Source organism: Roseburia rectibacter (genome assembly GCF_014287515.2).
GTDB classification, from domain to species: Bacteria; Bacillota; Clostridia; order Lachnospirales; family Lachnospiraceae; genus Roseburia; species Roseburia rectibacter.
The window spans coordinates 96,302-110,000 of sequence record NZ_CP092473.1 but is presented as its reverse complement, the minus strand read 5'-3'; the positions used below and the strand labels follow the sequence as shown (position 1 = coordinate 110,000).

General features: G+C 43.6%; 7 protein-coding genes, 4 tRNA genes and 1 rRNA gene (1 of these 12 only partly in view). 11 read left to right on the top strand and 1 reads right to left on the bottom strand.

Annotated features, from left to right (window positions below):
- The 9 genes from H8S51_RS00500 to H8S51_RS00460 all read left to right on the top strand — a co-directional run.
- A 23S ribosomal RNA gene (locus H8S51_RS00500) occupies positions 1-2,771 on the top strand; it begins 122 nt to the left of the window's first position.
- A gap of 100 nt (positions 2,772-2,871) precedes the next feature.
- Positions 2,872-2,944, top strand: a tRNA-Asn gene (locus tag H8S51_RS00495).
- 48 nt (positions 2,945-2,992) lie between these two features.
- Positions 2,993-3,064: transfer RNA gene (locus tag H8S51_RS00490), tRNA-Glu, on the top strand.
- A gap of 15 nt (positions 3,065-3,079) precedes the next feature.
- Positions 3,080-3,150, top strand: a tRNA-Cys gene (locus H8S51_RS00485).
- A gap of 199 nt (positions 3,151-3,349) precedes the next feature.
- Positions 3,350-5,497 (top strand): methyl-accepting chemotaxis protein, encoded by a 2,148-nt coding sequence (locus H8S51_RS00480; RefSeq protein ID WP_186899858.1) that lies wholly within the window; start codon positions 3,350-3,352, stop codon positions 5,495-5,497.
- Positions 5,498-5,673: 176 nt separating this feature from the next.
- Positions 5,674-6,186, top strand: coding sequence for an RNA polymerase sigma factor (locus H8S51_RS00475; RefSeq protein ID WP_186899857.1), 513 nt, complete (start codon positions 5,674-5,676; stop codon positions 6,184-6,186).
- Positions 6,187-6,248: 62 nt separating this feature from the next.
- A complete protein-coding gene (locus tag H8S51_RS00470) occupies positions 6,249-8,444 on the top strand; it encodes a beta-propeller domain-containing protein (protein WP_186899856.1) in 2,196 nt (731 codons plus the stop codon).
- Between the two features lie 129 nt (positions 8,445-8,573).
- A tRNA-Cys gene (locus H8S51_RS00465) sits at positions 8,574-8,644 on the top strand.
- 128 nt (positions 8,645-8,772) lie between these two features.
- On the top strand, positions 8,773-9,594 hold the full coding sequence (locus H8S51_RS00460; RefSeq protein WP_186899855.1) for an alpha/beta hydrolase: 822 nt from the start codon (positions 8,773-8,775) through the stop codon (positions 9,592-9,594).
- A gap of 4 nt (positions 9,595-9,598) precedes the next feature.
- Here the strand turns inward: H8S51_RS00460 and tyrS are convergent, their stop codons facing one another.
- Entirely contained in the window at positions 9,599-10,825 is a 1,227-nt protein-coding gene (gene tyrS, locus H8S51_RS00455; protein ID WP_186899854.1) for a tyrosine--tRNA ligase, read from the bottom strand.
- A 779-nt stretch (positions 10,826-11,604) separates the two neighbouring features.
- Here tyrS and H8S51_RS00450 point away from each other — a divergent pair.
- Together H8S51_RS00450 and H8S51_RS00445 are read left to right on the top strand one after the other, a co-directional pair.
- The gene (locus H8S51_RS00450; protein WP_015561507.1) at positions 11,605-12,093 is read left to right on the top strand and encodes an RNA polymerase sigma factor; all 489 of its coding nucleotides are present in this window, start codon (positions 11,605-11,607) and stop codon (positions 12,091-12,093) included.
- 2 nt (positions 12,094-12,095) lie between these two features.
- Positions 12,096-13,574 carry a DUF4367 domain-containing protein gene (locus H8S51_RS00445; RefSeq protein ID WP_118209296.1) on the top strand — a complete coding sequence of 493 codons (1,479 nt, stop codon included), beginning with the start codon at positions 12,096-12,098 and terminating at the stop codon, positions 13,572-13,574.
- Positions 13,575-13,699 lie beyond the last annotated feature (125 nt).

Here is a 13,699-nt window from a genome sequence, read left to right as displayed (position 1 = left end):
GAAACCCGGCTGGACGAACTCCAGTCATCCATACGCCAATCCATAACGTATGGAAGGGAACCCGGTGAACTGAAACATCTAAGTAGCCGGAGGAAGAGAAAGAAAAATCGATTTCCAAAGTAGCGGCGAGCGAAATGGAAAGAGGCCAAACCATGGTGCGTGCACCGTGGGGTTCGGACCGCATAATTGATTCGTTGATCCTAGCAGAAAGGTTTTGGGAAAGCCTGCCAGAGAGGGTGAAAGCCCCGTAAGCGAAAGGAAAGATGACATGGCGGTATCCAGAGTACATCGAGACACGAGAAACCTTGATGGAATGAGCGGGGACCACCCCGTAAGCCTAAATACTCCTTAGTGACCGATAGCGCATAGTACTGTGAAGGAAAGGTGAAAAGGACCCCGGGAGGGGAGTGAAAGAGAACCTGAAACCCTGTGTTTACAAGCTGTGGAACATCTTTATATGATGAACCGCGTACTTTTTGTAGAACGGTCCGGCGAGTTACGCGTGCCGGCAAGGTTAAGCACTTAAGGTGTGGAGCCGAAGAGAAATCGAGTCTGAACAGGGCGTTCAGTCAGCACGCGTAGACCCGAAACCGGGTGATCTACCCATGTCCAGGTTGAAGTTGCCGTAAAAGGCAATGGAGGACCGAACGCACATCCGTTGAAAAGGGTGGCGATGAGGTGTGGGTAGGGGAGAAATTCCAATCGAACCCGGAGATAGCTGGTTCTCCTCGAAATAGCTTTAGGGTTAGCCTCATTTTAGTCTTATGGAGGTAGAGCACTGAATTTCCGCGGGGGCGTCAAAGCTTACCAAAGAATATCAAACTCCGAATGCCATGTAGATGATGAATGGGAGTCAGACTGCACGAGATAAGTTGGGTGGTCAAAAGGGAAAGAGCCCAGACCTACAGCTAAGGTCCCAAAGTGCGTGTTAAGTGGAAAAGGATGTGGGATTTCAAAGACAACCAGGATGTTGGCTCAGAAGCAGCCATACATTCAAAGAGTGCGTAACAGCTCACTGGTCGAGAGGTCCTGCGCCGAAAATGTCCGGGGCTGAAACACGACACCGAAGCTTAGGAATCACATAGTGATTGGTAGAGGAGCATTCTTAAGACCGACGAAGCTGTACCGGAAGGAGCAGTGGAGGGATAAGAAGAGAGAATGCCGGAATGAGTAGCGAGAGGAAGGTGGGAATCCTTCCGGCCGAATATCTAAGGTTTCCAGAGTAAAGCTGATCTGCTCTGGGTAAGTCGGGGCCTAAGGAGAGGTCGAAAGACGTATCCGATGGACAACAGGTTTAGATTCCTGTACCACATATAAACAGAACTGTGGGGACGCATGTGGAAAGCATAAGCCGGGAATGGAAATACCGGTACAAGCGGAAGAGGTGTCAGGCTGGCAAATCCGCCTGATAAGCCAAAGACGTGATGTGTAGCGAAATAAAAGTAGCGAAGTGTGTGAGCCATGTGCCGAGAAAAGCCGCTATTGTTTTATATGTGCCCGTACCGTAAACCGACACAGGTGGATGAGGAGAGAATCCTAAGGCCGACGGAAGAAGCATTGTTAAGGAACTCGGCAAAATGACCCCGTAACTTCGGGAGAAGGGGTGCCCACTTCAGGGTGGGCCGCAGAGAATAGGCTCAAGCAACTGTTTAGCAAAAACACAGGTCTATGCGAAACCGTAAGGTGAAGTATATGGGCTGACGCCTGCCCGGTGCTGGAAGGTTAAGAGGAGAGGTTAGTCGCAAGATGAAGCTTTGAATTTAAGCCCCAGTAAACGGCGGCCGTAACTATAACGGTCCTAAGGTAGCGAAATTCCTTGTCGGGTAAGTTCCGACCCGCACGAAAGGCGTAATGATTTGAGCACTGTCTCGACAATGCATCCGGTGAAATTGAAGTACCAGTGAAGATGCTGGTTACCCGCGCCAGGACGGAAAGACCCCATGGAGCTTTACTCCAGTTTGGTACTGGGATTCGGTACTGCACGTACAGGATAGGTGGGAGACTGAGAACTTGGGACGCCAGTTTCAAGGGAGTCGCTGTTGGGATACCACCCCTGCAGTATTGGGTTTCTAACCAGCCGCTGTGATCCAGCGGTGGGACAATGCCAGGCGGGGAGTTTGACTGGGGCGGTCGCCTCCGAAAGGGTATCGGAGGCGCTCAAAGGTTCCCTCAGAATGGTCGGAAACCATTTGAAGAGTGCAAAGGCAGAAGGGAGCTTGACTGCGACACCGACGGGTGGAGCAGGTACGAAAGTAGGACTTAGTGATCCGGTGGCATAAAGTGGGATTGCCATCGCTCAACGGATAAAAGCTACCCTGGGGATAACAGGCTTATCACTCCCAAGAGTTCACATCGACGGAGTGGTTTGGCACCTCGATGTCGGCTCATCGCATCCTGGGGCTGTAGCAGGTCCCAAGGGTTGGGCTGTTCGCCCATTAAAGCGGTACGCGAGCTGGGTTCAGAACGTCGTGAGACAGTTCGGTCCCTATCCGGCGCGGGCGGAGGATATTTGAGAGGAGCTGTCCTTAGTACGAGAGGACCGGGATGGACGGACCACTGGTGTATCTGCTGTCGACCAACGGCATGGCAGAGTAGCCAAGTCCGGAAGGGATAAACGCTGAAGGCATCTAAGCGTGAAGCCCCCCTCAAGATGAGATATCCCTTCCATAAGGAAGTAAGATCCCTTGAAGAGTACAAGGTAGATAGGGCAGAGGTGGAAGCACGGTAACGTGTGGAGCTGACTGTTACTAATCGATCGAGGGCTTGACCAAATAAAATCGGAGTTCTGTATGAAGTTTTGAAGGTACTAACTTTTAATACATATGATAAAAATGACGTATCAAATACGTCGTTTTGTTATATATTTAATATTCCTCGATAGCTCAGTTGGTAGAGCACGCGGCTGTTAACCGCGCTGTCGTAGGTTCGAGTCCTACTCGGGGAGTTTTTTTATCCGGTAAATCATAGTTTGTGTTTATCCGGATCATACTCCGGCTCCGTGGTCAAGCGGTTAAGACATCGCCCTTTCACGGCGGTAACACGGGTTCGATTCCCGTCGGAGTCACTTACAATATTATATGGCGACATAGCCAAGCGGTAAGGCACGGGTCTGCAACACCCTTATCATCGGTTCGATTCCGATTGTCGCCTCTGAAAAGTAGAGAGCTTTAGGATTTTCTAGAGCTCTTTGTTTTATTTATAAATATAAACAGAACAAAAAGCGCAATAAAAAGTAAAAATTTACAAAAATTGACTTTTTAAAACTCATTTTTTGTGATATTCTAGTATATATTCTAAATATTATTATGTTGGAGAGGCAGCAGAAGATTCTGCTCAAGAGGGTAGTGTTATGGCCAATAAGAACAAAAAATCACCTGTAAAAGGTGTAAGATCACAAAGGTCAAAAAAAGTTTCGAAACAGACAATGGTTCAAAAAAAGGAACAGAAGAAAGGCGTACTGTTTAGTATACGTGCGAAGATTTTTTTATGTTTTCTGGTTCCGATTCTGTTTTTGATTTTGGTTGGGGTATTTTCTTATAAAAAAGCAGCTGCCGGTATGTATGATACATTCCGGGATTCAAATGAACAGACAATCAATATGGCAAACCAGTATATTGATGTAAGTAACTCTTTTATTGAGGCAGAGGCATTAAAGTATGCATTTCAGTCAGATCTTGGGAAATATATGATAGGTCTGTATGAGACTGATTCCACGCGGAAAAAATCTGTTATTAACAGTGTGGGATCAAGTATCCGTGCATCTCAGGCAGGAAATGAGTTTATCAGCAATATACATATTGTGACAATTGAAGATATCCAGATGTTATCCACAAGGGCAGGCGGAACTGCAATGGGTATCTACAAAGAGTATAAGGATGAAATGCTTGGATATTCTGATAATGGAAAAAAATTACCAGAATGGGTTGATTATCATAAGACTTTAGACGAAACCCTTGGTTTAAAACAGTCAGATTATATTATGGCATATCAAACAACGCCACAGTCTGGTAAAGGATTTATTGTAATTGATATCAAAGCATCTGCTATTCAGGAATTTTTAGATAGCCTTGATATGGGAGAAGGTAGTATCATTGGTTTTGTTACTAAGTCAGGAAGAGAAATCATTTCCGAAAAACTTCCGGAAGGTCAGGAGAGTACCAGAGCGGATGGTGAGACAGTATTCTATGGACAGGATTTCTTTAATAATATTGAAGACCAGCAGACTACCAAAGAGGTCAGCATAAATGGAAAGAGCTACCTGTTCTTTTACAGCCGGATGGAGCGTACAAATGCTGCGGTATGTGCACTTGTACCAATGGAGATTGTCAATGGACAGGCAGATGAGATCCGCAATGTGACGATCGCAGTAGTAGTAATTGCATGTATCGTTGCAGTAATGATCGGTATTATCATCAGTACCGGAATACAGAAGAATATGATACGTATTTCCGGAAGACTTGAAGAGGTTGCAGAGGGAAATCTTACAACTAAGGTCAGCGTTAAAGGTCATGATGAATTTAACAATCTTGCAGTTGTTGCAAATAATATGATCAATAATAATAAAAAGCTGGTTCAGAAAGTAAGTGGAGCAACTGACACATTAGAGTCATCTGCGCAGGAAGTAAGACAGGCATCAGATGTTATGAAAGATTATTCTGCGAACATTATCCAGGCGATAGATGAGATTAATGATGGTATAACAAAGCAGTCTGAACATGCAGAAGAGTGTGTAAGAAAGACAGATACGCTTTCAGAGGAAATTCAAAATGTCAGCAGCATTGTAGGCCAGGTCGAGAAACTTGTCTCTGAGGCAGAAAGTATGATTAGTCATGGTATGGAGATGGTTCAGACGTTGGGTGAACGTGCAACAAAAACAACAGATGTAACCATAAAGGTAGAGACCAGTATTGAGGAGCTCAAAAAGGAATCTGAGATTATCAATGAGTTTGTGGAAACAATCACAGATATTTCTGAACAGACGAATCTGCTTTCTTTAAATGCTTCTATTGAAGCGGCGAGAGCAGGAGAGGCAGGAAGAGGATTTGCAGTGGTTGCTGAGGAGATCAGAAAGCTTGCAGATCATTCTGCAGAGGCAGCCGGAGAAATTCAGAACAATGTAGCTCATATCAGTGACCAGACGGTAAACAGTGTAGAAAATGCAAAACAGGCACGAGACATGGTTGCACTTCAGACAGAAGCTGTACAGGAAGTTGTTGGAGTTTTTGATGACATGAATCAGTGTATGCAGAAGCTGTTTGATGGATTGAAAGAAATCGTATCCAGTACAGAGCAGGCGGATAAAGAGCGTGAAGATACTTTGGCTGCAGTAAAGAATATTTCGGATATTATTGCAGAAACAGCAGAGGGAACAAAACTGGTTCAGAGTGTTGCTGCAAAACTTCAGGAGAATGTAGATACCATGAATCAGACGGCTCAGTCACTGGGTGATAATATGAATGATCTGAAATCGGAGATTTCAGTATTTAAAACAGAATAAAAGAAATTATGTTAAATGGGGAAAGTATAGAGTGCTTTCCCCATTTTTATGTCGTAAGCGGCGTACTAATCAGCAGGCGGCTTTTTTATTTTCTTGCAACAAAACCTGCCTTTATTTAGACTATATATATGACAGAAAAATAAGTATCTAATGAAAATCCCATGGAGAAAATATTTATGGAAAATTATCTGAAGCTTGTGTGGCGGGCAAAACGCGGAGACGTGGATGCATTTGCCCAACTGTATGCCGGAATATACGAGGATATGTACCGCTTTGCATTGTATACGTTGCGAAATGCAAGTGATGCGGAGGATGCGGTAAGTGATGCCGTTACTGACGCGTTTGCATCAGTTAAAAAGCTGCGCAGTGAAGAAGCATTTAAGAGCTGGATATTTCGGATTTTATCCAATAAATGCAAGGATAAACTGCGTGAGTATGCGGGCAAAAATGAGACAGGGATTGAGGATACAGAGGAGATTGCGTGTGATTCCGAACCAGAGATGACAGAATGTATACAGATCAGGAAGCTATTTTTTGAACTTGCGGATGAAGAGCGCCTGATCATCAGCTTGCATCAGTTTGCAGGTTATACGAGCCGTGAGATTGCTGAAATATTACATATGAATGAAAATACCGTGCGCTCGAAGGAAAGCCGGGCATTAAAAAAAATGGGTGAGTGGTTACAATAAATTGCTATCAGTAGTTAATGAGGTAGTGAAAAAGGGATTTTTCATTACAGAATGGAGTGCCTATGTCAGAAAAAGAAATTTTAGATAAAATAGAAAAATCTGCCGCACAGGAAAAAATTCCAGAGAATATTGAACCGGAGCAGATCAAAAGAAAATTAAAGGAGAACCAGAAAAACAAGGTAAAACGGAGAAGCGGGATCACTTATTACGGGGCTGTAGCAGCGGCGGCACTTGTGCTTGTCATTGGCGCAGCAGGAGGAATCCATGCGGTTACCGGGGGCGGCACAGGGCTTATGACGGCGCCGGTGGGTATAGAAAAAGCGGCATCCGGGCAAAAGTCAGATGAAGGATCAGAAGGCAGCAGCGAATTAAAAGATGGAGCGACTGCAGGCGTAGAGAAAAATGCACAAAAAAAAGATGCAGGATCTTTGTATACAGTCGCAAAAAATTATGGAGAGGTCTATGATGCAATCTGGTCTGGCAGTGGTCAGGAAAAGGAAGCAGACGGAATAGCGGTTGCGGAGGGAGATAGTTCTAACTCTGGTGATGCAGCGACATATATTATGGATGACACATCAGATACCGTGGGTGCGGCTGTAGACGGAGTGGAAGAAATCGGCGGTACACAGATGATAAAGGGCGCAGGAGCACAGGAGGGACAGACAGCGGCAGATATATCATCAGATACGGCAAAACAGCGGTATTCCGGGACAAATCTGCAGACGCAAGGCGTGGATGAGAGCGATTTTGTCAAAACAGATGGTTCTTATATTTACACGGTAAGCCACAATGAAATATTGATTACGGATATCCGGAAAAAAGCATTAAAACAGATCGGAAAAATACAGATTTTTGAAACTTCATCCGACCGTGTGCTTGAGATGTATGTGGATGGTGATATTTTAAACGTGATCGTGGAAAGTGAAGATTCCGGACTGGAAATGCAGGCAGATGATACAGAAAATTATACGGAAGACTGCTTTTATTATTTTAGTGAGGGAACACAGACACAGGTTCTTACCTATGATATCAGTGATCCGGAAAAGCCTGTAAAAACCGGGTGTGTGACGCAGGATGGAAGGTATCAGACATCAAGAAAGATCGGAAATATTATTTATCTTTTTACCAATAAAAGAATCAGTATGCCACAACAGACAAAAGAAGAAGCCGTTACGGAAGAAAATGTAAGTGGATGGATTCCGTTAGTCAATGATAATGCGGTAGATGCAGAAGATATTTACGTGGACAATGGCGGTGGAGGAAGCAACAGTCTGCTGATATCCTCAGTAAATGTGAAAAATCCGGATCAGGTTGTGGATAATACCATGATTTTAAGTCAGTATGTGGATATCTATGTGAGTGAAAGTGCGTTTTATGCGTATCAGATAAAAGGTTCCTGGAATGATGCGGTAACACAGATTGCAAAATTTGGGCTTGCTGATGGGAAGATGGATGCTGATGGGGCAGTTTCAGTGAACGGGAGAATTACAGATACATTTGCGATAAATGAACAGAGCGGAAAATTGCGTGTTTTAACGACCAGCCAGGATTCAGTGAATGGAGAGGACACGAATAATCTTTATTTGTTTGATACAAATCTGAGTCTTACAGGCAAGATAGAAGGACTTGCACAGGGAGAGGAAATCTATGCTGCGCGTTATCTGGGGAATATGGCATATTTTGTTACCTATCGCAATACAGATCCGCTTTTTGCTGTAGATTTATCGGATGATAGAAATCCAAAGGTACTTGGAGAATTAAAGATAAGTGGTTTTTCAGAATATCTGCATTTCTGGGGCGATGATAAACTGATCGGGATTGGATATGAGACGGATGAAAAGACAGGAGAACATACAGGTATTAAGATCACAATGTTTGATATTTCAGATCCTGCAGATTTAAAAGAGGTGGAGAGCCTTGTTTTAAAGGATTATAATTACAGTGAGGCGCTCTACAATTATAAATGTGTACTTGCAGATGCGGACGAAAATCTGCTTGGATTTGCACTGCAGTCTTATGGTGATGGGGAGAGTGTTACGTATCTTTTACTTACATGGAATGGGGAAAAATTTGAAACTCTGCTGTCACAAAGTCTGACTGATAAGGCGGGAAATCCGGATCAGTCCAAAGCGGCAGATACATCAGCATATAGGGGAATTTATGCGGGAGATATGTTTTATATTGTAAGTACTGAAAAAATCATCTCTTACGACAGAACACAGGAATATTGTATGAAAAAAAGCATAGATTTTAAGTAGAATTTTAAGTAGAAAATTAAAATCGGTCTTGACGCAGAAGTTTTGTTCTGATAAAATCTTAACAGAACTTCTGCGAGAGATTGGAAGTTAAAAATAACAGAAGAGACAGCATCTGTTATAACATCATATGGCGCGGTAGCCAAGCGGTAAGGCTCCGGTCTGCAACACCGTCATCACCGGTTCGAATCCGGTCCGTGCCTCTTAAAACCTCGAAAATATCTATTTTCGAGGTTTTGTTTTTTTATTCTTGATAATAGAATGTTTATGGAGCATGCATTTTGTTATAGTAAAAGTAATTTATAGCAGAAAATATAATGGAGAAGAAATTATGTTAACGGAAGTTTTTCATTTACACGAAAAAGGTTCACTTGCGGATGCAAGACTTTGTACTTATATACTGGACGATTCGGATTCCATTGCGATTGATAAGCGTCCTATGATGCTGATCTGTCCGGGTGGCGGTTATGAACACACGTCTGACAGGGAATCAGAGCCGCTTGCCATGCATTTTTTAAGTATAGGATATCATGTGGCGGTGCTGCGTTATTCGGTGGCACCGGCAGTTTATCCGACGGCACTTTTAGAGGCGGCCGCATCCATGAAGCTGATTCATGAGCATGCAAAAGAGTGGCATGTGGATACAGATAAGATCGTTGTCCAAGGGTCTTCCGCGGGCGGACACCTTGCAGCATGCCTTTCTATGTTCTGGCATACGAAGTGGCTGGCTGAGGCTGCCGGTGTGATGAATGAGATATTAAAACCTGCGGCAATGCTTTTAAATTATCCGGTTATCACATCCGGGGAATATGCACACCGTGGATCTTTTAAGCAGCTTCTCGGTGGCAATGAGACAGAAGAAATGTTGGAATTGCTTTCTCTTGAAAAACAGGTGACAGAGTATACACCGCCGGCATTTATCTGGCATACTTACACAGATCAGTCAGTCCCGGTGCAAAATTCCCTGCTTTTGATCGAGGCAATGAAAAAATATGAGATACCGGTGGAATTTCATATGTATCCGGTCGGGAAACATGGCCTCAGTACCTGCAGCAGGCTCACAGCAATGCGGGATGGTACAGGAATCCAGCAGGAGTGCGAGAGCTGGCTGCCTTTGGCAAAGAGGTGGCTGATCGCACTCCGGGATGAGTAAAAAATTATTTTACGATAATTTTTACAAATTTCTTTTTACCACGTTTTACGACAAGTCCGTCAGCACCGAAAGCGTCAGCTCCGTAAGTGGTCTGGATGTCTGTTACTTTTTCGTCAGCAACGGAGACACCACCCTGCTGTACGGCACGTCTTGCGTCGGAGCGGGATGGAGCAAGTTCTGCTTTTACTAAAAGTGCAAGGATATCTAAGTCTCCATCTGCAAAGTCAGCAGCAGTCAGTTCTAAGGTTGGCATGTGGGCAGAATCGCCACCACCTGCGAATAAAGCGTGGGAAGCTTCTTTTGCCTTGTTTGCTTCCTCTTCACCGTGTACCAGTTTCGTCAGCTCAAATGCAAGAATTTCTTTTGCCTGGTTAAGCTGTGCGCCTTCCCAGCTTTCCATTGCATCGATTTCTTCTAATGGAAGGAATGTCAGCATACGGATGCATTTTAATACGTCTGCATCAGAAACGTTTCTCCAGTACTGGAAGAAGTCAAACGGAGAAGTCTTGTTCGGATCAAGCCATACAGCACCGGACTGTGTTTTTCCCATTTTTTTGCCTTCCGAATTAAGAAGGAGGTTGATGGTCATCGCGTAAGCGTCTTTTCCAAGTTTTCTGCGGATCAGCTCGGTACCGCCTAACATGTTACTCCACTGGTCGTCACCGCCGAACTCCATGTTACAGCCGTATTTCTGGTATAAGGTGTAGAAGTCGTAGCTCTGCATGATCATGTAGTTGAACTCTAAGAAACTTAAACCTTTTTCCATACGCTGTTTGTAGCACTCTGCGGTTAACATACGGTTAACGGAGAAATGAGCACCAACTTCACGCAGTACATCAATATAATTTAAGTCCATCAGCCAGTCTGCGTTGTTTACCATAAGTGCTTTTCCATCGGAAAAATCGATGAAACGGCTCATCTGTTTCTTGAAGCAGTCACAGTTGTGCTGGATTGTTTCCGGTGTCATCATCTGGCGCATGTCGGTACGGCCGGATGGATCTCCGATCATGGCGGTTCCGCCGCCGATTAAAGCGATCGGTTTGTTGCCTGCCATCTGGAGACGTTTCATTAAGCATAATGCCATAAAATGTCCTACATGAAGACTGTCTGCGGTTGGATCAAAGCCAATGTAAAAAGTAGCTTTTCCGTTGTTGATCAGATCTTTGATTTCTGCTTCGTCAGTTACCTGGGCGATCAGACCTCTGGCAACTAATTCATCGTACAATGTCATAATTGTAAATCCTCCTAAAATTAAATTGAATCGTTTATAACAATAGATCAGCTCTTTTAGAGCAATATTTCCTGTTACATAAAAAAATCCCCGTCCTAAAAAAGGACGAGGATAAAAACCCGTGTTACCACCTTTGTTCGCAGGCAATTCACATTGTCTGCCTTATCGAGTGTCCGACAACACTCAGGCGCTTGTAACGTGCGCCGCTACGTCACAGCCTACTATCGCATCTTTCAAAAATACGAATTTGGTGTGAAGCTCGGGGATGTATTCGAAATAAGTTTTCCGTGCACCTCTCATCAGCCGGTTGCTTTCTGTTCGTTCCGCTTATTTTTACTTCTTCCCGTCAACGCTGTTGTTCTGCTTCAATTAACGCCATTATACGCATGATAGATAAAATTTGTCAAGAAAATAATTTTTTTAAAGCTGCGACCTTTTTTATTTTCCATGCGTCTAATCTATGTAAAGGTTCAGTGGTCAGAATGTTTCCACTGGATGATACAAATAGCATGAAAAATTGTATACTCAGAGGTAAAGGCAGCATGGGATATGCAATGACATGCCCTTCTATGAGCTCATAAGAAACGCTATTGTTCACACACTGTGTGAGCAGTATCAATTACAGCCCATTTGAGATGCATCTTCGATGCATGGGGCTGTAATCTGGCAAAATATAGTCTTTGGCGCACAGTTTGACAGCAAGTGTCAAACTTGCGAGTGAACAGTAACGAAGAAACAACAGAATATACAGAATATGTAAGCCGGCGGAAAGGAAAGTTATGAAAAAAGAAGAATTGGGAGAGCTGATCATCGCATCGGAAGATATGATGTATCATGTGGCGAAAACGCTGCTGTACCGGGATGCGGACTGTGCAGATGCAATCCAGGAAACGATCGTGAAAGCATTTTCCAAATTACACACGTTAAAATCAGATGCCTATGCGAAAACGTGGCTGACCAGGATACTGATCAATGAATGTTATACCGTGATAAGAAAGGAAAAGAAAGTGGTATCGTTAGAAGATTATCAGATGGAGGAACAGGCTGCGGAGACAAAGGATTACTCCGAATTATATGAAGCAATCAGCCATCTGTCAGAGGATGCGAGGCTTTCTGTCACACTGTATTATATGGAAGGGTACAGTGTGCGGGAAATAGCAGGAATTTTAGGCGTGACGGAAAGCACCATAAAAAACCGCCTGTCACGTGCAAGGGCGAGATTGAAAAACGAATTGGAACAGGAAAACAGTTACGGAATGGAGAGTTGAGTATGAATATTGAAAATATGGAGCAGGAATTTCCGAAAATGCCGCAGAGTATGCGGGATATGATAGAAAAAGAAGTAGAAAAACAGGTAAAAATAACACCTCAGAAAGGCTATTTTTCATTGAAAAAAGCGGTGGTGGCGTCACTGGCGGCGACATTTATTCTTGGAACGACGATTTTTGCGGGAACAAAATTATACCGTATGAGCAGCAGTCCGCAGGGAAATTACGGCAGAATGACAGCAATTGAAAAGACAGATGGGACAGAAAATACCGGAAAAACAGATGATCAGGCATCACAGCTTACTGCGCAGGATGCGACACAAAATGTGGCACCGGTTGCAATGAAATTATCTTATCTGCCGGATGGAATGAAAGAGACAGAAGAAGGAAAATACAGCTATGAACAGACACCAGGACAGGGGGGAATCTCCATTGTATTTTATCAGATGGATACAGGGGATGAATCTTTTGGGATGCAGGATGATTATGTGACGGAAAGTGAAAATATCCAGGTTGGAAATCATGATGGTGTCTATATAAAAAAGCAAAATACATCTGATCAGGATAAAGCATTTGATCAGATGATCTATGTGACTTATCCGGAGTATCATTATGTAATGCAGATGTATATCGGTCATGATGTGACAAAAGAGGAAGCCTGCAAGGTGGCAGAGGGGATTGTTTTAGCATCTGCAGAGGAACTTTCGGATGGCACGGTCATTCATCCATATAACTGGAGTGATTATGAGGCGACTGTGGCAGAGGATATGAAAGAGGATTCCGAAGATGGGGAGTTAAAAACAACTGCAACTGCAGATGAAATGAAAAATCTGCATAAGATTGGAGAAGAATTTGCAGTGCAGGGAGAAACTGGCGGAGAAGCTAAGAATCTGTGGATCAAAGTAACAGATGTGAAAGTAACGGATGATACCGGAATCCTTGATCCGGCTTTTGTGGACAGGGATATGATTGGCACAGATGAAAATGGAAAACTGATACCGGATACGGTTTCTTATATCAAATCCGGAGATGGAGTGAATACACTTGATGAGGTTATAAGCAGCAGGGAGGTACCGAAGAAATTAGTATATGTTACGTTAGAATACAGCAATACCGGAGATACAGAGATGAAAGACATTTTATTTTTTAATTCTGTCATGAAAATCAAAGAAGAGAACGGAATTTATGAAATCTGCGGTGCAGAGCAGCCGAAAGAGGGAGAAACATGGGATACGGTCAGCTCTGACAGCAGCAGTTTAGAATATGGTGAGGAGATGAGATATTTTGATGTGACCGGCGGAGAGCGGGGAAATAATTATTTTGACAGTATCAAAGCGGGGGAGACAAAAACGTTACATGTCGGATTTGTTGTGGATGAAGATGTGCTTCCGTATCTTTATTTAAATACCAGTACGTCAGGCTGTGGTTATGAATTTATGGAACAGGATTTAGAGCAGGGACTTGTGGATATCCGGCAGTAAAAAGAGAATATAAAGAAATGACCGAAATCGGACAGAATACCCCGAAAGCAGACAGATCCAATAACTGGAAGCTGCTTTCGGGGTATTTTTATTGGAAAATAAAGAGTTTATCTTGTGTATGAGGT